14 protein-coding genes and 1 pseudogene are annotated in these 20,432 nt (G+C 63.0%); 3 read left to right on the forward strand and 12 right to left on the reverse strand.

Annotation, left to right across the window (positions count from 1 at the left end):
• Nucleotides 1–128 precede the first annotated feature (128 nt).
• Together PGN16_RS02030 and PGN16_RS02035 are read left to right on the forward strand one after the other, a co-directional pair.
• A complete protein-coding gene (locus tag PGN16_RS02030; protein WP_335307741.1) occupies nucleotides 129–1,034 on the forward strand; it encodes a LysR substrate-binding domain-containing protein in 906 nt (301 codons plus the stop codon).
• 126 nt (nucleotides 1,035–1,160) lie between these two features.
• Nucleotides 1,161–3,227 (forward strand): DNA/RNA non-specific endonuclease, encoded by a 2,067-nt coding sequence (locus PGN16_RS02035; RefSeq protein WP_335307742.1) that lies wholly within the window; start codon nucleotides 1,161–1,163, stop codon nucleotides 3,225–3,227.
• 389 nt (nucleotides 3,228–3,616) lie between these two features.
• Here the strand turns inward: PGN16_RS02035 and PGN16_RS02040 are convergent, their stop codons facing one another.
• Nucleotides 3,617–4,468 carry a hypothetical protein gene (locus tag PGN16_RS02040; protein ID WP_335307743.1) on the reverse strand — a complete coding sequence of 284 codons (852 nt, stop codon included), beginning with the start codon at nucleotides 4,466–4,468 and terminating at the stop codon, nucleotides 3,617–3,619.
• Nucleotides 4,469–4,772: 304 nt separating this feature from the next.
• On the opposite strand from PGN16_RS02040, the pseudogene PGN16_RS02045 reads away from it, so the two are divergent.
• Nucleotides 4,773–5,267 (forward strand): annotated as a pseudogene (locus PGN16_RS02045) (DUF2493 domain-containing protein); the annotation flags it as partial.
• Nucleotides 5,268–6,024: 757 nt separating this feature from the next.
• On the opposite strand, the gene PGN16_RS02050 reads toward PGN16_RS02045, so the two are convergent.
• The 11 genes from PGN16_RS02050 to PGN16_RS02100 all read right to left on the reverse strand — a co-directional run bounded on the left by PGN16_RS02050 (nucleotide 6,025) and on the right by PGN16_RS02100 (nucleotide 20,334).
• Nucleotides 6,025–6,522: a PIN domain-containing protein gene (locus PGN16_RS02050; protein WP_335307744.1), complete on the reverse strand. Its 498-nt coding sequence runs from the start codon at nucleotides 6,520–6,522 to the stop codon at nucleotides 6,025–6,027.
• A 3-nt stretch (nucleotides 6,523–6,525) separates the two neighbouring features.
• On the reverse strand, nucleotides 6,526–7,017 hold the full coding sequence (locus PGN16_RS02055) for a hypothetical protein (protein ID WP_335307746.1): 492 nt from the start codon (nucleotides 7,015–7,017) through the stop codon (nucleotides 6,526–6,528).
• A 65-nt stretch (nucleotides 7,018–7,082) separates the two neighbouring features.
• A complete protein-coding gene (locus PGN16_RS02060; protein ID WP_335307747.1) occupies nucleotides 7,083–7,754 on the reverse strand; it encodes a hypothetical protein in 672 nt (223 codons plus the stop codon).
• A 105-nt stretch (nucleotides 7,755–7,859) separates the two neighbouring features.
• A complete protein-coding gene (locus PGN16_RS02065; protein WP_335307748.1) occupies nucleotides 7,860–9,035 on the reverse strand; it encodes a DNA methyltransferase in 1,176 nt (391 codons plus the stop codon).
• Nucleotides 9,032–9,574 carry a hypothetical protein gene (locus PGN16_RS02070; protein WP_335307749.1) on the reverse strand — a complete coding sequence of 181 codons (543 nt, stop codon included), beginning with the start codon at nucleotides 9,572–9,574 and terminating at the stop codon, nucleotides 9,032–9,034. Before PGN16_RS02070 ends, PGN16_RS02065 begins: the two co-directional genes overlap by 4 nt.
• A 154-nt stretch (nucleotides 9,575–9,728) precedes the next feature.
• Entirely contained in the window at nucleotides 9,729–10,679 is a 951-nt protein-coding gene (locus tag PGN16_RS02075) for a DNA/RNA non-specific endonuclease (RefSeq protein WP_335307750.1), read from the reverse strand.
• Nucleotides 10,676–13,657, reverse strand: a complete 2,982-nt coding sequence (locus PGN16_RS02080) for a hypothetical protein (RefSeq protein WP_335307751.1) — start codon at nucleotides 13,655–13,657, stop codon at nucleotides 10,676–10,678. The genes PGN16_RS02075 and PGN16_RS02080 overlap by 4 nt, the downstream gene beginning before the upstream one ends.
• The gene (locus PGN16_RS02085) at nucleotides 13,654–15,471 is read right to left on the reverse strand and encodes a serine protease (protein ID WP_335307752.1); all 1,818 of its coding nucleotides are present in this window, start codon (nucleotides 15,469–15,471) and stop codon (nucleotides 13,654–13,656) included. The genes PGN16_RS02080 and PGN16_RS02085 overlap by 4 nt, the downstream gene beginning before the upstream one ends.
• On the reverse strand, nucleotides 15,468–18,185 hold the full coding sequence (locus tag PGN16_RS02090; protein WP_335307753.1) for a S8 family serine peptidase: 2,718 nt from the start codon (nucleotides 18,183–18,185) through the stop codon (nucleotides 15,468–15,470). The genes PGN16_RS02085 and PGN16_RS02090 overlap by 4 nt, the downstream gene beginning before the upstream one ends.
• Nucleotides 18,186–18,247: 62 nt before the next feature.
• Nucleotides 18,248–19,930, reverse strand: coding sequence for a hypothetical protein (locus PGN16_RS02095; protein ID WP_335307754.1), 1,683 nt, complete (start codon nucleotides 19,928–19,930; stop codon nucleotides 18,248–18,250).
• Nucleotides 19,903–20,334, reverse strand: coding sequence for a hypothetical protein (locus PGN16_RS02100; protein ID WP_335307755.1), 432 nt, complete (start codon nucleotides 20,332–20,334; stop codon nucleotides 19,903–19,905). The genes PGN16_RS02095 and PGN16_RS02100 overlap by 28 nt, the downstream gene beginning before the upstream one ends.
• Nucleotides 20,335–20,432 lie beyond the last annotated feature (98 nt).

Here is a 20,432-nt window from a genome sequence, read left to right on the forward strand (position 1 = left end):
GAGCCTGTATGTTCAGCATAAAGAAGCGGAGTGGTTCCGCGCTTCGTCTGGTATAATGAGGCTCGAATGATCGATAAGCGGGCCAAGCGTCCTCCTTGAATGGAAAGAAATGCTCGAATGGTGCTGTCTTGGATCGTCTGACCGGGCTGTCAGCCTTCGTCCGCACCGCGGATCTTGGTAGCTTCGTCGCGGCCGGGCGCGTGCTCGGCCTGTCGCCGTCTGCGGTCGGCAAGGCGGTGACGAAGCTGGAGAATCAGCTTGGAGTGCGGCTCATCCAGCGCTCGACCCGCAGCTTGCGGCTTACCGAGGAGGGGCGTGCCTTTCACGAGCGATGCCGGCGGGTCCTCGACGATCTCGACGATGCGCATGAAAGCCTGCTGCGCACACGCGAGGCGCCGCAGGGTCGTATTCGTCTATCCTGTCCCGTGATCGCCTATCATTTTCTGATGCCAGTCTTGCCCGAGTTCATGGCGCTGTATCCGGACATTGGTCTCGACCTCGACTTCTCCGATCGCATCGTGGATCTGGTCGAAGAGGGCGTCGACATCGCGATCCGCAGCGGGCAATTGCCCGATAGCCGGCTGATGGTACGGGCGTTGCGTCCGTTCCAACTGCTGCTCTGCGCATCGCCTGCCTATCTGGAACGCCATGGAACACCCCTTTGCCCGCGCGAATTGGCCGGCCATCGCGGCATCGCCTTCCGCTATCCAAACTCGGGCAAGCTTCAGGTCTGGCCGCTACGTCAGCCCGGTGGCGAGCCTGAGCCGCGGGTCGATCATGTCATGACGTGCAACAACATGGAGGCGCTGCGCGGCGCGGTGACGGGTGGTCTCGGCATCGGTTGCATGCCCGACTTCCTCGCGAAAGCTTCGTTCAAGGCGGGTACGCTCGTGCCGGTGCTCTTCGAGCATCTCGATGCACCGGGCCAGTTCAACCTGATCTGGCCATCGAGCCGTCATCTCTCGCCCAAGGTCCGCGTGCTGGTCGACTTCCTCGCGGAACGGCTGTTCGCCACGGAATGCGCGCCGATGTGAGAGTCTCCGGCGAACGCCGCCATACCGGACGCATCGACGATCGTTCGTCGGTCCCCGGTCAAAGAACCGCGATCTTTTGTCACGCAAGCGGTGTAGTATCGCCCCCATCGAGGGGGAGATGCGACGATGGCTTCCACCGCATTGTTCGATGACCGACGCCGCGCGGTGATGATCGCCGCCGCGCGACGTTGGCGCGATCAGCCGCCGGCAACGGCGCCGGTCACCCCATCGCAGCAGGCGCGCTTCGAAACGCGCCGCGCGAACCTCGAGAGGGCAGGGGAGCTGAAACTCGCCGGGCGCCTTCCCGTCTTCATCGAGCGCAAGATCGGCCCGACCCTCGGTTGGTTCGCGACCGCGCCGTCCGAGGCCGCGCGCGCTGCCGGACGTCCGGTCGCGCGGATCGTCGCCAACATCGATCCGAAAGTCGATCCGGCCGCTTTCGCCACCGGCTTCCTCGTGTCGCCGAATGTGCTGCTCACCAACTGGCATGTCTTTCCCGATGCCACGTCGGTGCGCGGGGCAGGGGCGAACTTCCTCCATGATCAGGGTGAGAATGGCGTGGCGCGCGGCGTGACCTTCGCGCTCGATCCCGACGCCCTGTTCCACGCTGACGAAACGCTCGACTTCGCCATCGTCGCGGTCAAACCTGCGGCTACGACCGGCGAGCTGCTCGCTCCACTCGACTTCCTCGCGATCAACGGATCCGTGGCCAAAATCCTGCCCGGAATGGCCTTGCGGATCATCGAATATCCCGATGGCGGCGCGAAGCGCTATGCGACCGAGAATTGCCGGCTGCTCGAACTGCGCGACGACGGCTTCCTGCGCTACGAAACCGACACCGCGGAAGGGTCGTCCGGCTCGCCCTGCTTCAGCGACGCGTGGGAGGTGTGCGCGCTGCATCACGCATCGATCCCGCGGATGCATGGTGACGATGTCCTCAACCGCGACGGATCGGTCTGGACGCCGGGGCAGCCCGATGACGGCATCGACTGGATCGCCAACGAGGGCGTGCGGATCAGCGCCGTCGTCAAGGCACTGGGCGCGGTTCGTGCCGCCACGCCGACGGCGCAGCGGCTGCTCGCCGAATTGCTGGCTGGGACGATCGATCCGGCGGACGATGTCGCCACGCTGGCCGCACGTGGCGAGGCCGAGGCGATGCCGGGCATGGGGCGGCGTCCATCACCAGCAACGGCGGGAACGACCATGAATGGCGTGACGATGACCTTTACCGGACCGGTGGCCATCCATGTCGGCGGCGGTGCGGCTCCCTCCTTGCTCGTGAACCTCGCGGCATCTGCCGTCACAGCTGCCGCACCCGAAAAATCACTGCGCTTCGACCCCGATTACGACCACCGCGAGGGCTATGACCCCGACTTTCTCGAGGGAGGCATCACCGTGCCGTTGCCGCGCATCGCGACTGAGCGCGAGGGCGAGATGTACCGCGAGGATGGGCAGATCGTCGTCCTGCCCTATCACCATTTCAGCCTCGCGATGAACGCGGCGCGCCGGATGCAGATGTGGTCCGCCGCCAATGTCGACTATGATCCGGGCAAGCGAACGGTGTCGGGCCGCGCCTTCTTCGGCACCGATCGCTGGATCGGCGATCCGCGCATCCCGGCCAAATTCCAGCTCGCCGATGCCGACGTCTATGGTCCCGCCGGTCAGATCGACCGCGGCCATATCGTCCGCCGCGAGGACAATGCCTGGGGCGCGACGCCGACCGAAACCGAGTTCGCGAATTCGGACACCTTTCACTGGACCAACTGCACGCCGCAACATGCCGCCTTCAATCGCGCGCAGCCTGGCCGGCAGTGGCCCGGCGCTGCGGGACTTTGGGGCGGTTTCGAGAACCACATCCAGCGCAACCTGCAATCGAACGATGCGCGCGCCTGCATCCTCGCCGGCCCGGTGCTCGCCACCGATGATCCGTCGGAGGATTTCGGCACGGGGCCGGTGCAATATCCGCTTACCTTCTGGAAGGTCGTGGCGGTGGCAGTCGAAGAGGCGGGGAACGGCCGCGTTCTGCGCACCTATGGCTTTCTCCTGTCGCAGAAGGATGTGGTCGACCGCTTTGGTGTTGAATTCGCACCCGGTGAATATGCACGGTATCAGGTGCCGCTGACCGAGATCGGGGAGCGAACCGGCATCGTGTTCGACGACCTTCTTCTACGCGGCGACACTGCCTCCAGCTGACGATCTGCCGGACCGTCTGATGCCGCTCGGAACGCCGATAAACGAGATCGGATGGCTCATTGAACAGGAGGGCCGCTGGATTCTACGGCCTGACGGCGGTGGCTGCTGGCGCCCTGATACCGGCTTCCGTGTCCGGTGGAGCGCACGCGGGCTTACCGGCCGGCGGATGCGGGTTCGTGGTTAGCGGGACGGCTTCGACATCATCGGTGTCGCCTCCATCACCGCGGTCGAAACAGACCAGTCGATGGTCGCAGCGGAACGAAGCGGCGCTAATCGTCCCGCATCACCTTCTCGCTGACATGGGCACAGTAGGAACACAGGCCTTCGTCGGCACCCGCGAGGTAATCGCTCAGGCTGATCCCGTTGCCGCAGCGTATGCACTCATCGTCCTAATCGACATTTTCGCCGCAGGCGGCGCACCGTTCCTCGCCCTCGACCAGCGTCGAGCGGTCGCATGAGGGACAGTCATGCACCGGACCATCCTCGCCGGTTTCCTTCGCCCGGATATAGACTTCGGCGCCATAGAGATCGTCGATGGCCCGTTCGACCAGCTCGGTCAGGTCGAGTTCGGCGCCGCAACTGCGGCATCGCACCTCCGCCTCAGCCTGCTTGTCGTTTTCAGGATAGACCTGCGCGACCAGTTCGTTCCCGCACTCGCTGCACTTCAGTGTCGCACCGGAAAGCGACGGCGAATACCAGTCGATCGATGCATAGGTGGCACAGGCAGCCTCCACCTCCTGATCGTACAGCTCCTTGGTCTCCAGCATCGTCGTCCATGCGTCGCCGAGACGATCCAGCGGATCCTCGTCGAGTTGACGGAACAGGGAGGCAACGACCGGAAACCCCTTGGCGATCGCCGCGCGGATCGCGGTCGCCGGCTCACTGGTATAGTCATGCTCCATGTCGTTGCGGATACGGTTGAGCGCACTGAGCGCCTTGTGATCGATCTGGACGCCGAAATCTGCCGCGCGCTGACCGATCTGCTGGAAGTCGATCGTCGTGTGTCCGATCTGCGCCATTGCGATGCCGCCGGCACCGTCGAGCACCGCCTTCAGCTTCGCCCCGATCACCAGCGCCGGGGCGGCGTTCGGTGCCTTGCGGATCAGCGCCTCCTTCGCCAGCAGCAACACGCCAGCGTAGAGATTGCGCGCCGCTGACACATCCCGGTCCGCGTCCTGCTGACGCAGATCCCCGACCCCCTTACGGATCGAAGACACGGCATTTTCGAACAGCGACGGCATCATTGCCTCTCCCTTGGGCACGAGATGGAAACGTCGAGCCCGGCGCGCAAGCTTGGCGGGCGCATGCAATTCACCCCCTCCATTCGGCCTTCAGACCACCGGCATGCAGCGCGGACGGTTGGATCGCGCGGGAGCCGGCGGGGCTGACGGTGGCGGGTGGGGCTGGTCGGAAAGAGGGGAGGGCAGCGGGCACCTCAAGCGTCGGCGCGGGGGGGGGGCGTGCGGGATCAGAGGAGAGGAGAGGAGGATCTGAGTTTGTGTCGCCGGGAATGAGCCTGAGAGCGACATGAATGGTGAAAGGTCGACCGGACGGCCATGGTCGGCACCGCGCGCGACGCTCGTGTCCGGCAAACGCACCGCATCAGTGGTGGACGCGACCAGCTTCCTCGCGGCCCGGCGTCAGCGGCGGATCGATGCGCATGCACCGCAGGGACCGGTGGTGATCTTCTCGGGCGGACAGGAGTGGCACGATCACGAGCTGATCTGGACACGGCTCGACGAGACGCGGGCGCGGGTGCCGGCCATGGTGCTGGTCACGACTGCGCAGGACCGGGGCTGCGACGCCATCGCGGCGGCGTGGGCAGCGAGCCGGGGCGTGACGTTGGTGGCGATGACGCTCGACCGGCGGATGGGCAAGCGGGCGGGGTTCTCACGCAACGAGCAGATGCTCAGGCTGCGGCCGGCCGAGGCACTGGTCTGCGAAGGCTCGGTGCTGCAATCGCATCTGCCGCGCGAGGTCCGGGCAAAGGGCGTACCGGCGCGGTTCCTGCGACGTTCGGACCAGCCCGCGGCGGCATGACGCGCATTTGTTGGGGCGGTCGGGCGAAGGCTCGACCGTCCCTCTTTTTGTCGACCGGGGCGAACCGCCCGCGCTCGGGAGACCGGACCTGGCGGCCCGGCTCCGTCGCGCGGTCGGTGCGACGGCAATTTCGTCGGCCTCCTGCGCGCGGCTCCGCCGTGCTCGTCGCAGGGCCATCCCTGCGGGGTGACGTTGGTGAGTGTTCTACCCGGGCGGGCGCGGCCCTTCGCCACTAGAGGAGAGGAGGATTGCGAAGGGCGCATGACAGCGGAGTTCAGAGCCATGACTACCCGGACCAAAACAACCGACGCCCGTAAGCAGTCCGTCTTCATCTCCGGTTCGATCGCGATCCGGCAGCTGTCGGGAGCAGTGACCGACCGCATCGAGAGGATTATCGACCGTCACCATTGTTTTCTTGCTGTGGGTGCGGCCATCGGGCGGGGCTCCTCAGGGCGGCGAACCTCGCGTATCTCCCACGAAACTCCCACGGCGACCGCGAAAGCCCAACCAGTTTAACCACTTAAGTGGTGAGCCAGATTGGACACGTCTCGAACTTTTTCAAACAGCCTTCTGCCGAAGCGCGGCGGATTATCGAGGCATTTAAAGCATTTCGGGATGAGGCGGCGTGATCGGCACTTTTCGGAAGCAGCAGTTGCGGTAGTCAAAAATGATGGTAGAAGCATAAAGCCACTCTGGGTGAGGGCATTTGCTGTGCAGGCGAAGTGACGCGGGACGCTTGCTCCACGCAGTATAACCGTCAGACAAGCTGCACGCGCAAGCCCTGTACGGCTGGAGCGATGACCTGCGTGAAATCTCTATCCGCAGTGAGAATTACATAGTTTCGCTCATATGCTTGTGCGGCGATCCAGAGGTCGTTCTCGTCGATCTGCAGCAGTTGGCCGGTGACCCGATCAGACCAGCCCTCGACCCAGCGGGGAAGTCGGCGATTGATGTCGATCCGTGCCAGCGCGACGCTCGACTTCACCGTAGCGAATGCTGCTGAGGTGTGTCGATTGATCTCTGCCAGAGGATGCATCTCGGTCTTGGCGATGCACGCTTCGATGTGACTGAGAACCCTCCCCGCTTCCCGCTCGAGTGCGAGACCAAAACACAGTTCGCCGATTGTCACGACCGACACGAGCTTCGCGGCTCGAGCGGGTAGGGCGGCAACCGCCTGCCGGACAGCGTCGTGGTTAGAGCGTTTGGTATCGTACAGGACGAACACCAAGTTCGTGTCGAGAAGGTAGGTGTCCATTCGCTATCGAACATACCGTCGGAGCCGTTCAGCTTCGTTAGGGGGAGCAGGCGTGAAGACGTCTAGCGGCCAGGTATCCCTGTTCTCGCGAATTAATGGTCCGATGAATTCGTGGAGAGGCAGGAAGGCGGTGAAGTCTTCCGGGAACCAGCCCCTGAAGGTGTGAGCAACGTGCCGCTCTGCTTCGTGACCACGAAATGTTTCGAGCAAGCGTCGCTCGAGTCGTGGTGGAAGATCATATGCTTTGAGGAGCTGGGCATCGATATCAATCAGCAGTGCCTCGAGCATCTCGTCTGCGGCCGGAGTCATTAGTGCGCTCGCCGCAGCCGCTTCCAACGCAACATGATAGCGCCGAACTGCGGCCACGACGTCGGTAAGCCCCGTTCGCTTCGGCAGTGGAAGCTGCTTCATGATTACATTCGTGAGATGTCGATCGGTGGCGTGCTCGAGGATGAAGGCGCTAGCGAGCGGGCTGTTGACCACTGCCTCGATCACCTCGAGCGGCAGGTCCGTCGATTTCGGCCAAATCCCGAAGAAGGCCTGTGACGGTACCAGGCCGCTTAGGTCCGAGGCTCCGTCCAACCGCCAGGGCCCGCGAGATCTCGGGGACACGTTGGCGAGAACTTTGGGCTTCCCCACGCACGCGAGAGCGGACCTTGGCGATATGCTGAGTCCTCGCGAACATCGACATATCCCGTCGCCGTTATGCCGAACTGGATCAGCGAGTCCGCCGGTTTCAACACACCGCGCGTGAAGCCGGAGCGTGGCGTGACGCTCCACCCTGCGGACTGATGTGGCCATTGGAGGCCGCGATGCACCTCCGCGCCGCTGCCCAAAACCGGATAGCCGGCGAGATACTCCCAGACTTCGTCGAGGGCTCCGATCCAAAGGTCGCCGCACTTCACGACCTTCGTACGCCAACGCTCAGCGGTGACTTTGCCAGTCGACAGGAAGTCGGTGCGGTCCCGAGCGGCGACGTCGGTGGCGTTCAACCGCGTCGGCAATGCCATGTGCCTCGACGAGTCCCGCTTGCTGGTCGCAATCATCACCGCGGTCTCGAAGCTGGCGTGGCGGAAGACACGCTGCGGTAGCGCCGTCAGTTCGATATGCTCGTATTTGTCGGCGAGGAGTTGACGAAGCTCTGCATATTGCTTCTGTCGAAGGAAGCCATGCGGCAGAACGATGCCCATCGCCTCAGGCTCTGCCGCGATCAGCTCGAACAGGACAGCCATCGGCTTGGAGACGGACTTCGTGGTAATATCGGGATAGCGTTCTCGGTCGCTGCGATCGAAATCTTCCCAAGGCGGATTGCGAAGGATGATCCGCTTGCCCGCCGCCTATAAGGAAAGCACGTCCTTTTCGAACAGGTCGGTGGGAGTAATTTTCCAGCCGTTGGCATTGGGATAATCAGCTAGGATCAGCGACAATGTCGCGACTTCGCACGCGAAGCTGTCGAGCTCCGCCCCGCTGATGCGCTCGACAAGAAAGTCGTGTCGCTCTTGGCGGGTTAATGTTTCTGGCAGTAAATCTCGGAGATGGCGTAGCGCCGCGACAAGAAACATGCCGGCGCCGGCGAACGGCTCGTAGATCGTGATGTCCTCCGGAGCGAAGCGACCGAGGTCAATCCGTCCCATGACATATTCGGCGACCTGGCGCGGCGTGCTATGCGTGCCGAATCGTTTTCGCGTGTCGGCAGTGACGAGGGTGTTCTCGTAAACGTAGGCGAGGCTGTCAGACGAAATGTTGCGGAAGTTGATCGCATCGCGGAGCATCCCCCATGCGGTCGCGACGGAGGCGCCCGGTACCGCCTCGGCCGCGGGACGAGGAAGGTGATCGAGATGATAATACGCCTCGATGCCTGCTAGCACCTTGCTTACCGGAGCATCGGACCAGAATGCCGCATCCGGGTGGCGTCGATCGATAAGGATCTTGGCTGCCAGAAGTCGGAAGGCCGTACGGAAAACCGCCTCCTCGCGATAGGGATCGTCGATGCCGGTCAGCAATTTCGCGATCACGTCGCTGAGCAACCGATCAAGTTTGACCTCGATCTGGTGCTCGATCGCAGGCATTAGCCCCAGGTCAACGAAGTCGAGCTGATAGGCGGCATGATTTTGACCGAGCGACTTCGCACGGTGGACGGCTCGTGGGTTCCAGGCACTCGCGTTGCGCGCGAACAGGGCGTCGATCTGATCAAGGGGTACACGCTCTGTCAGACGCGGCTTGCCCTCCGCACCGACCCGCCATACCCCTACTTCATCACGACCGATAGAAAGCAGAATAGGGGCGCCGAGCGCGCGGTGTCGCCCCAAGGCGTCGGCGTCATACGAGCCGGTAATCACCCCGAAAGCGGCTGACCGATAGGATTCAGGTGCCTGGGTAAAGGCAGCAAGCGCGACAGATTGTTCCTCGCCGGCGTCCGAAAGGACATCGGCGAAGCTATAGTCGAGAATGAGTGACTCGGCTTGATAACCGATGGTTCGCAAGCCGGCCTCAATTCGGGCGAGCGCCGTCATGCAGCACCGCTTTCAGCCGAGCGACGGATCGTCTTGTCCTTGGCCGCCGCTGGCGCGTCGTTGCGGCGCAGACCGACCGCTGGGAAAAGCGGCAACTGAGCGATCGGCTCCGAGACGCCAAATCCCTGTGACAGGGCTTCAAGGTGGGTGTTGAGGCCTAGCAGTATGACGTCTTCATCGGTCGTCATCATGTCCGCCGGGCCCAACAGTCGGCATCGATCAAGTCCGAGGATCGCTAATCGGTGTCCCCAAAGGCTTGGGAAGGAGCGTCCATTCAGCAGCAAGCGCGCTTGCGAAAGAAGATCGCGATGGACCTGCAGCTCGATGTGGATCCGCGCGCGCATGACAACCGCAAGGCGGAGCAGGAGCACAGTCTGCCATCCAAAGCGGGCCTGTTGTCCCTGGCGGGATGCCGGAACGTCGGGCTGAATAAGCGCGCGCCGAACGGTCCATTCACGAAGCTGATCGGCTGAAAGGCCGGTGACCTTCATAACGTCCCGAGAACCGATCAGCAGCACGAACTCCTCCAGATCGGGCATGATGCCCGAACCCTAATCGGGTATCATGCCCGATCTCGACGGTAAAGCGGGTTCGCGAGGTTAGGGAATCAGGCACCTCCAAGCGATCCGACCAGCTCGGACAAGATTTAGGCCAGCCTTTGACACCCGCTGAACTGGCACTCACACGCCATCCTCATACGCGGACATCGGCTGGCGAGCGCAACTCCGCCTCGATCCGCGTACCCGTCGCGTTTTCCTCGTTAGAGAAGCCATCGAACCGGGCGAGCGGGCTGAAATCGATGGAAGTCGCCTGAGCAATCGACTGCACACTGCGCTGGTACGTTTTGAACGCGCCGAATGCAGCTTCCAGTCCACCTAGCTCGGCGCGTTGATCGATCATGTACGCCGTGGCGGATGGCAAGTGCTCATCTGAAAGGAAGGCTACAACTTTCCAAAAAGCGGTTGGGATGCGCGCGCCACGATAAACCCGGTCGTCATCCTTAAATATAGGGCCAGAGAATACCGTCGCGCGCTCCTGCCACCGCCGAGTGTTAGCAAGGATATAAGTCTCAAGGCTTAACCAGGTTTTCTGGTTGAATCCTGCCATCTGTGGCGCGCAATTGGTGAAATGAAATGTATCCTCATTCGCCGTCGACGCATCCTCTCCCCAGTTCGGGTCCTCTCGCCGGACAAGATGCCCTCGATCAAGCGCGTTATCGGTGTAAAGCTCTTCGCCGAGCTGTGCGTCTAGCGCGATCCGGCCGTCGAGCGACCAGCGATCGTCGCTGCGCGGAATGGAGATCGAATTATTACCGTCGATGTTGACCCCGACGAATACTGCCATGCGCCGCGCGCGCGACATCGCTACCGAGAAGTGCGTATAGTCGAGGCGGTTTTGCCGACTGCTGGGCACCGCGAGCAGATCATCGACGGCGGAGCCGATCAGGGACGGCCAGCTGACATAAAAGTCGCCGAGAAAGTCCGCGGCATAGCCGGTCCGGTCTTTCAACGTCGCCGCATCGGTGACGCGCGGCCCACGGCGGCGTGCCTCGAGCAGTTGCGCACCGAGCGCTACCGGCGGCTCGTCTCCCAGCGACACCATGTCGGCGAGGCGTGGGCGGTAGTCGGGTGCGAAGCTCGTCATCGGTGCCCCCTGTCTGATTTGGCCAAGACGGTTGCGAAACGGTTAAACATATCGTGGGTGTCGCGGCTTAATCGCCCCGGAGCGCTGTCGCGCGCGACCGACACAAGCTTACCCAAGACTCCGCAGCGATCTGCGGTTTCCACGATCGTACCGATCCAGCGGCTATCGTCGCGGGGAAGGTTCTTGCGAAGCTCGGACGCGGTCAGCTCGCGCGGCCAGGTTCCCAGACTTCGCTCAAACTCCCAGGCGCAGTCCATAATATCGCTCCGGCTCATCTGCTCGACGGCGGCCTGAACCGGCGCATGAATATCGACGAGCATGCCGACCCGCAATCGGCCGGTGTGCGACCGGGTTGCGGTGTCGTCACCCAGCTCGATATAGGCGTCGCTCGCTGACCAAGGCTCGACATCGGCGATCGAGGGGCGGCGAGCCTTCGCCGCATCGTACAGGCGGTCGAGCCAATTGGCGGCGCCCGTGTGAATGAAGATGCCGGGATGAGCGTGGTGAGGCGCTTCCACCAGTGTGGCGAATTCGCGTGACAGATAGGGCAGCAGCCATATCGATACGCGCGCCGGACGACGTTCTGCGCCGTCCCAGCCGTTAAGCCGGCTGACCCTGAGCTCCTCCAAGCGATCGATTGGATCAGGCGCTCGGCTCCGATCCACCAGATACGCCAGTGGGTCGGGCCACGGCGTCTCGAAAAGCGCCAGGATTGCGCGGACCGCATCGGCCATGGTCAGGCTGCGCTTACGGTTGCCGGCGATCGGCGCACTCCATTCGGCCTTGAGCGAGCGGGAGATGATACGGTCACTGAGATAGTGGCCGAGCTTGGTACCGCGGGCAGTCCCCATTGTGGCAACGGCGACCCGCCACAGCGGCCACTGGATCAGACTGGAGGAGTCGCGCCGTCGGTAGTCGTTCAGATCGTGAACGAACTCGTCTATCACGCGTGCGCCGAGGTCCGAGACCATCTCGAGCTCGCCGCGGTTGAACGCGTCGTCGGCCAGCAGGCCGGGCGCGTCGCTCGCTGGATTGTATGATCCGACGTTGCGGCTGCGCCGATGGCTGAGGCTCTGCGCCTGCCGCTCCTGCTGTGGAGTGATCGATGGCGATGGCGCACCAGACCAGATGCCCTGCTTAAGCAGGCGCGCGCGCGCCTGCTCCCTTTCAGGAAGGTCGCTGATGTCGGCGCCGATCCGGTTCGCGAGGATCATCAGCTCATGATCCTCGAGCGCCTGAGCGGGATTGCAAAACGCGCGGTGATACAAAGCCTCGACGGATTGCTCGATCGCTCCGAGCGCTTCATCCTGACCGCGATCGTAATACAGCGCTGCGGCTCTATGGATGGCGAGAGCCGCCTCGGCCGCCACACCGTTCATCGCGCGGAACATCAACCGACGGACGTCGCGACGATGAACTAGCGACTGCGGCGTATCGCCGCGCTCGACCAACCAGATTTGGCCACGCAGGGCATCGAACAAGACCGACGCCCTCTCGACGCTCACCGGACCGAGCCCGCACGGCTCGGCGAGAACCTCGCGGATCAAATCCGGGGTGACGCGACGCAGGACAAGACCGGGATGCGCGAGCTTCACCAGATCAGGATCGTCTGTCCGAAGCCTGCTGATGATCCGACGATACAAAGCGTGTTGCGCATACTGCTTGTCGAAATCGGCACTGCCGGCTTCGCTCAGCAACTCGCGCGGCGCTGTCGCGTCCGCCGTCTTCAGGTAACGCGCGAGTATCGTCAACGTCAGCGGGTTGCCGCCGTAGCGCTTTACAAGCGAATAGATGTTGCCGCCGCCCACGGCATCTACACGTTCGCCGAGCAGGATACGCAAAAGTCTTGATCCTGCGGAATTATCGAGTTCGCCGACAAGGAGCGGTTCGGCGTCAAGACGTTGCGCTACCGCTTCAAGCTCGGATCCCGCACGGCCGCTTATGATGACCCGCGAGCCGATGAGCGCCGACGCTTTCAATTCGTCGAGCCAGTCGAACAACACTTCAGCCCGGCCATCTTCCTGGACGAGCAACTCCTCTATGGTATCGAGGATCATGATCGTCTGGCTGTCCCGGAGCAAGGTCGGCAGGCCGTGACGATTCCACAGCGCCCACAGAACCGAGCGTTCGGTTGCGGCTCCGCTAAACGCCTGCTCGGATATCTCGCGACCTGCGACGCCGCGCCTATCGACGTCATCACGAAACGCCACGAGGGCATCGCGATGCTGGGGGAGGGCGATTGACAACTGCCTCGCCAATTCGCCCATCAGATCGATGGGCTCGACCTGGAGCAAACTCGCGCTGTCGAAATCAAGCCAAATGATCGGGCGTGGTCGAGCCGCGGCGTGGTTGCGGCGCACGAACTCGGCGAGCAGCGCCGATTTTCCCGAACCACCGGCACCGCTGACCACGATCGAAGCACGGCCCTCGCCGGCGGCGAAGCGGTCGAGTTCCCCGAGCAGATCGTCCCGACCGATCAGGCCTAGCGGAACGAGGCTTTGGATAGCGGCATCGAGCTCTCGCGACGCCACAACACGCTCAAGTTCGCCCTGCTGCTCACTGACCGAAACCAAGGGTGCGGCGAACTGCAATGCCGACTTGATCGCTCCCAGCACGCCGAGCGTCGCGTCATGCGGTATCGAGAGGCCACCACGGAGCACTCCGGTCAGTGCCTTGCCGAAGTCGTCGGGTGGCGCGGCTTTGGCGATAGCGTCGGCGAGCTGCCCCTCCCCGTCTAGAGCCTTCAGGATCTGGCGTCGTGTGTCGGGCTTGAGCTGCCAGCGGGTATTCGCCGGATCGACGACCTCGGAGCACTCGTTGCCGAGCGCGCTGAGCGCCTCGATCTTGAAATCCTCATCGAGCCTTCCGACCAGCTCGATTGGGTTGAACGCGCCGAGCAGGGCGGCGCGCTTGCGAACGTCTGTCCACAAATCCCGGGCCGCGTCGGTAGTGAAGGCGGGAAATGACCTGTCGGTCACTGGTCGCCTCCGTCAATTGGCTGCAACCCCGAAGACACCGTCATCAGGAGCGCCGGGAGGAAGGGCAAAGGCAAGGACCGAGCGATGTTCATATAGGAGGCCGCGAGCGCTTCGACATCTTCGAGAGATTTGTTCACGCCCTTCGCAACAAACCGCAGGTTGATATACTCCTCTAATTCGCCCTGCGACAGCTCAGAAATATTATCCTCGGCGAGTCGGTTGAACGCTGCGCCGAGCGGTCGACCATGCTGACCGATCAGCACGATCCTCAGGAAGGGTATTGTCTGGATCTCCGCAAACAACCGTTCAAGCAGTGACGTGGTCGACGTTCCCGGCACCAGAGGATGGCGATCGAGATTGTCGATCACAAGCCATAGGGTACGGTCGCCGGCATGTGCCCCCAGACGCCTAACCAGCGCTGGAAGCAATAGATCGCGTAGCCACGCCGCGAGCGCAGTGTCGGTGTTGGCGAGCGCAGGGAGGTCATCCGCGTCGGCCTCGGCGCCGAGAATCTGGCGCAGCAGATTGAAAGCGAAGGTTGGCGCGTCGATCGATATTGCCGATGCATCATGCTCGACCACGACATGACTCGATTCATCGAGCATCGTGCGCAGGATCTGGATGCTGAAGCTCTTGCCACTGTCTTCCGGTCCCCGGACTACCAGAAGCTGGCGTTCGCCGGTCATCAGTGACAGAACCTGGTTTTGAAACCCACGGCGGCCGATCACCGGATGAGCATTCGACGTGATGCGCCGCAGTGGGTCAAGGCCAACCACCGTCGCGACATTATCCTGGCGCGCCGCGATGCGGGCGGTGGGAATAGCACCATTCACGCGGGCGAGGCCGTCATCGTCGATATAGCCGCACTGATGCATCGCGACGGGCTCGAAGCTGCGATCGACGATTAAACCGCCTGAAGTGCCCGGCAGCGAATTGGCCGAATGACGCAGGCGGGTCCGTATTGAATCTGGCCACAACGCCAACCCGCTGCCGACGGCCATATGCATCGCCCCGCCCATAGGATGCTGGAAGAGGCTCAGATTGGAGCCGGCGTCGCCAATCAAGGGCTCGCGCCGGGCGTCGAGCACGTAATAGCCACGCGCCTGGCCGACAGGGGCATCGAGGCGAAGTATCGCGTAATCAAGACAATCCTTGAAGCTATCGGGCGGAGCCCCCACCAACGCGGAAAACTGTGCCTCAGGCGCTTCAGAAGCGTGACATTCACTGCTCCCGATCAGCCACTCGGCGCTGACACCGCAAGTCCGCGGCCTCGCGAGCCGGCCTACATCGCCGAACACGATCTGAAGCGCTCTGTCAGTCCCGGGCCGCGGAGCGCCATCGGCATCGAGCAGCCCTTCGACGACGTGGCGCGCTGTAAGGATCGCCTGCGGGCCGACGAGAAAGCCAGTTCCGGTCACCCCGGAACCATCGAGCAACTCAACACGGCATACTCGCTTAACCGCGCAGATGCTGCCCTTGCTCAGATCGCCCATCGGAATCATGCCGAGATCTGGCTGAACGATCGCTTGTAGCTCGACCCGAAGATCGCTCGGTACCGCCGCGACGTCCGCCGCCGCCTTGAAGGCATCGACGGCGGTTAGTCGAAGCGCCAGGTCGTCGAACCATCCGCCGTCACGCGCGGTTTGCAGTGCATTCAGAAACGGCATCTCTGTCGGTGACAGCAGCGCAGTGATTTTGAACGGTCGCGCTGCTCGCGCCAGCGCAAATTCGTCGTAGATTTGCTCGAACTCCGCGCGCGCCAGAGTGACCGCTGCCGCGAACCGCTTCAAGGCGTCGTCGTCGGGTTGGCTCATCGCCGGACCCAGTTGAGGTCGGCAAAGCCGGGAAGGGCGGCCTCGTGGTAAAGTGTGGCTAGGCTATGCGCATAATTTTCGCGCATCCATTGGCCGCCGAAATGCAAGCCCACGGCCGCCTGGTCGCCCGTCATCGACAGCACCGCCGACCCGGAATTGCCCACCAGCGTCGTCGCATCATGGGTGAATATCCAGCGGCGACCGTCGAGCGGATGATGGCCCGGTGCAGCGGCGATCTCACCCGGTGCGACATATTTGGTACCATAGTCGGCTCGATAAAGTTCGGCGAGCCTCCGGACTACGGCATCATCGAACGCGCCGCTTGCATTGAGAGGCAACGACGGCGGGGGGGCAGGATAGCCACCGACGAGGATTGCACGCCCGGCGTCAGCTGCCGTCAACTTCGGGTCCAGGCAGAGCGGTTCCGGCAAACGCGTCCCCGAACCGTTCACGCTCTCCACTACCAGGAAAGCGGCGTCGAGATGCCCGAGGTCGATTCCCTCGAACTCGATCGGATCGGGGCCGGCGGCGGCAATATCGGTAATCACGAAGCGCGATGCCGGCGTCTCTGACGACGGTTCGTCGGCGAAGTCGATCGTCGCCTCTTCGGTCAGCACCCATCGGTCGGGGGACCGTCGGCGGGGCACCGGGGCCGCGATCATTTGCAGAACGTGCCGGTTGGTGAGGATCAGTCCAGACCCTACGAGGAAGCCGGTTCCGACATGCGAGCCGCCGGCGTCAATGCGTCCAACCCTAGCAAGATTGGTCTCCATCGTCTCGGAAGCAGCGAGAAGGTAAAGCCTGTGATGCCATTCGCCTGCCGCAGCTAGCTCGATGCGGCCGCCTCGCACGCGCAGCGCCGGACGGCCGGTCAGTTTGACGAGCGCTTCCGCCACGACGCGTTGCGCGTGCGCGACGGTCACGCCGGTTCGATCGGCAGCCAACGCCTGATCCACAGCCTTCATCAGCTTTTCATCGCTCTCAAGATCGCCCGGCTTGTCACGCAACAACAAAGCGACCTGATCGAGCTTCCGTTGATCATCCGCGGGGATCATCCCGCGTGTAGGCAGGATCGCCGGCGCGGGCATCGAGGGGCGGACGATGGCCGTCGCGGTGGAAGTGCCGAACCTGTGCAGCCGATCGTCGGAGCTTGCCTTCACCGCCGCATCGAGTTGCGGCGACGGTCGGGTTCCCGGCCATTTGGTGGATTCCTTGAGCGCCTCCGGTGCGGCGCCGAGGCTTGACTGGGCGAGCGCAATCGTGGCGATTTCCGCCTCGAAGCGCTCCGATGGGAAAGTCGCATCGCGAACGCCGGGTCCAATCTCTTCGGTCAGCAGCAAGCCTACCCGGTCGGCCGTCCCACGCGCTTCCGCTCCGGCCGCCGGTATTGCATCGAGCGGGCAATCGAGAAGAGCGCCGGCATCGATGATGCCAGGACCGAAATCGTCGCTGTCCCAGTTGTCCGGCGTTCGCGCCGTCGCCTTTACGGCGGAGCGGAACAGCGCCTGGACCGACACACTGCGCGACCGAGCCGCGGCAATTACCTGCGATCGGCCATGATGGGAAAGCCACAGAGCGGCGATTCCGGCGACAAGCGCGGTAGCGAACGACGTGCCTTGGCCCGGCTCCACCGCATCGACCGGATCCGACGCACGGGAGCGCTGAGCGCGCCAGACGAGTTCGGCGGGCGCCGCTATGTCGACTGCGTTACCGCGGCTGCTGCCTTTCCACGGCGTGTCGGCGATATTGGTGCCGGCGACAGCGATGACCTCGTCGTAATGGGCGGGCCACACCACCATGCGGACGCAGTTGCCGGCGGCGGCGACGACAATCATGTCCGCGGCGATCGCGTGCTTGATCGCCTTGTGCATCGCGCGGCTCGGTATGCCACCGAGGCTCATGGAGACGACATGAGCTTTCGCCTTTATAGCGTGCAGGATCGCAGCCGTGACCGGTGCCGCGTTGATCACCTTCACATCGGTGAGGCAACGGATCGGGATCAGTTCGGCCTCTGGCGCCGCCCCCGCCAACCGGCCGCTCTCACGGCTCGCCACCACGCTGGCCGTGCCCGTGCCGTGCCCGGGGTTTGCCGCCTTCGGATCGAGCGGGTCGGTAGGATCGGCATCGTTGTCGAGGACGTCGCGGGCAAGATCGAGCCGTAGCATGCCCTTGAGCTCAGTATGACGGGTGACGCCGCTATCAGGCTGAGCGACGAGGATATCCTTGCCACGGCTTCTGCTCCAGGCGGCGGGGACGCGCGCCGACGCGAGCGCCCAGCGAAGGTCAGCCGGCGGCGCGCTGTTGACCCAGCAAAGCGGCCCGATCGCACGCGCCGCTTCGATATTCGCCGTGGCTGACGCGGGGCGCGGCTCATCGAAGAACGATGTGGAGAAATCCGGCTCGACAGTACGCGCCGCAAGCGCGTCAGCAAGCGCATAGCCGATAGCGAACGCATCACGTTGAGGTATTGTAGACTCGACACCCGGAAAGCGCAGCAACAGAAAGTTCGGCAACGCGCCGTCGCTGAAAGGTTCTAAGATGAAACCCTGTTTGCCGAGCAGCGCGATCACTTGAGCCGCGACTACGGATCCGTCGGCGGGGCTGTCGAATTCAATGACGAAGCGCAGCTCGCCGATCGGCAACGTGCCAGCTGATGCCGAATCCGGCGACACATGTTCGGCAATGAGCAGTCGAAGCAGTGCCAACGGGTTCATGGGTCAGAACTCCTTTCGGTAGTGCAACACCCGCTGCACACGGCCTCTTCTCACCACGCCAATCACGCTCGCACCACCGCTGGTCCGCCACGAAGTGATACGTCGAGACGGCGCTCGCTGAGTGCCAGCGGTGCCGTCGTCATCACAGGATCATCGGCCCATCGAAAATTGCCTAGCGATTTCGAGAGATCGACGAGCTCACTACCGAACCAGACCGTCGAACGGCCTCTCGGCCACCGAGCGGTCTCGCGCTTGACCCAGTTTCGTGCATGACGGCTGAAATCCCAGAAATCCCGACCCTGTATGGCTGGATCGCCGACAAACACATAAGGAGGGCTGCCGGCGAAGTCGGCGTTGACCACCAGCATGTGAACGCAAATCCCCTCTTCCTGCGCCATGCTCAGCAGCTTCAGCACGGCGCTGCCGAGCCAACTGCGCGAGCTTCTGCCACTAAACAGCAGCGTCTTTTCGCCTTCGACCGTGTCGAGACTGCCTGGGACGATCGTGATGCGTGCGCTGGCGCGACGAGCATCGCGGCCGAGGCCGCCGATCTCGGTCGCGACGCGCCGCATGAAGTGCCAATTTCGATCACGCCAATTATGGGACTGCGGCGATCCCGCGTCTTTGTCTGCATCTGGGATGATCTCGAACCACAAAGCCTGCTCGAAAACTTCCGCCGGCGTCAAACGTGCGTAGCGACGCAGATCCTCTTCCGCCTTGGCCGCGACGATGTCTCCTCCAATGCGGTTGCGATCGATGAGGCGGAGGCCAAACCGATATGCGTCTTCTGGGGTTGGCAGGGGACTGTTGTCGCGGCAACGGCCGCGCAAATTATTGAGAGCGGTGTCATCCTCGTCGGGAGGCAGGTTCGCGGAAAGTTCGTCGAGGTAGGCGAGCACCTTCCTGCAGACCTGCTTAAACTTAGAGGCTTTGATCGAACCCCGGGCCAGAAGAGCCGAGACGATCGCAAGTTCCATACTGAACATACCGACTGCGATCCTGAGCGTGCGCTTAGCGAGATGCCCGAGATGCTGCTCGAACTGATGCCGCTCGTCGTCGTTAACCCGGGCAATCAGCGGCTTGATAATCACCTCCCACTCGGAGGCGGCCATGGCGCCGGTCACGCCGCCCTGCCGAAGCGCCTCGGCGCATTCGTTCATAATCACCAGCGGTTTGCCGCTGAAATAGCCGCACAATTTATAGCGCGCCGAGTTGAAGGCGCTGTAACCACCGCTCCGCGTCAGGGACTGCAGCGCTTCGGCGCAGCTCCGATTGCTCTGAAAATTCAACCGCCCCAAACGTTCCTTCTGATCGGCGAACCACCGATCGAAGATGACATACTCCGCTAGAACGGCGCCGGTGGTGTCGCGGGCCTGCGGGCATGTCATCAACAGCGTGAGATCGCCTTGTCCCAGCGGCGCACCGCCCTCACGCTGGGCGTTGAGCATCCCAATCAGAAGGCCCAGTTTATGAGCTTCGTGGCGTGAATTCTCTTGGAGGACGCCGGCACTGGGTTCGCTTCCGAGCTGATAGGCCTCGCCAACCCGCCTAAGCACGCCTTGCGACACGAGTTGGCGACTGAGCCAGCTTTCTTGATTATCGGCGAAAACGCTGGGCTCGTCGGGTGTCGTAGCGATCGCGCCGTGCCGATGGAATGCGATCCGAAGCACGGTCTTGCCCCCGTTTAGGCCGAAATGCGGGGTCAGGAATTTGCGATTTACGCCGACACGCTGCAATGCGACCAAAAGCTTTTCGAGCGTGAGGCGCGGAATGTTGGGTCGTCCGGCACCATCGAGAAACCCCTTTGCGATAAATAGGCGAGCGCCGCCTCGTTCTCCGCAAATAACGCATCCTCGCCATGACGATACGCCCTGAAAAAGGTACCGTCGCGGTCCGCAAGGATGGGGACGGCGACGCCTATGTCGATGAGCGCGTCGAGCATCAAGCTGAGCTGCATCGAGGGGAATGGCTTCTCGCTCTTTGCGCGCTTGGACAAGAAGTCGCTGACGACTCCCCAGGTTATGCCCATCTTCAAGCGATTGCAGCCCGGCGCCTCGTCGGCTGATGCCTCCTCGATGCGTGCGCCATAGGTATGGACCTCGCGGCGAGCGGGAATTTCCGCGTGTCCGCACGAAGAGCTCGCGGGCACGGTCCGCGAGCGCGATGATGGGGTGGATGTCGCCAGCGGCGAGCGCCGCCTTGGTAACTTTCTTCACCTCGCCCCTTGGCAGGCAGAAGGGGATCAGT

Origin of the sequence: Sphingomonas phyllosphaerae (assembly GCF_036946485.1) — a bacterium.
Lineage (GTDB): Bacteria > Pseudomonadota > Alphaproteobacteria > Sphingomonadales > Sphingomonadaceae > Sphingomonas > Sphingomonas phyllosphaerae_E.

Bases quoted from the DNA above. Each gene is read 5' to 3' on its own strand.
- PGN16_RS02060 (WP_335307747.1), bottom strand. From the start codon at position 7,754: ATGGCTGTCCTGTTCGAGCTGATCGCGGCAGAGCCTGAGGCGATGGGC.
- PGN16_RS02065 (WP_335307748.1), bottom strand. From the start codon at position 9,035: ATGACGGCGCTCGCCCGAATTGAGGCCGGCTTGCGAACCATCGGTTAT.
- PGN16_RS02085 (WP_335307752.1), bottom strand. From the start codon at position 15,471: ATGAGCCAACCCGACGACGACGCCTTGAAGCGGTTCGCGGCAGCGGTC.
- PGN16_RS02075 (WP_335307750.1), bottom strand. From the start codon at position 10,679: ATGACGAGCTTCGCACCCGACTACCGCCCACGCCTCGCCGACATGGTG.
- PGN16_RS02035 (WP_335307742.1), top strand. From the start codon at position 1,161: ATGGCTTCCACCGCATTGTTCGATGACCGACGCCGCGCGGTGATGATC.
- PGN16_RS02040 (WP_335307743.1), bottom strand. From the start codon at position 4,468: ATGCCGTCGCTGTTCGAAAATGCCGTGTCTTCGATCCGTAAGGGGGTC.
- PGN16_RS02050 (WP_335307744.1), bottom strand. From the start codon at position 6,522: ATGGACACCTACCTTCTCGACACGAACTTGGTGTTCGTCCTGTACGAT.
- PGN16_RS02090 (WP_335307753.1), bottom strand. From the start codon at position 18,185: ATGAACCCGTTGGCACTGCTTCGACTGCTCATTGCCGAACATGTGTCG.
- PGN16_RS02070 (WP_335307749.1), bottom strand. From the start codon at position 9,574: ATGCCCGATCTGGAGGAGTTCGTGCTGCTGATCGGTTCTCGGGACGTT.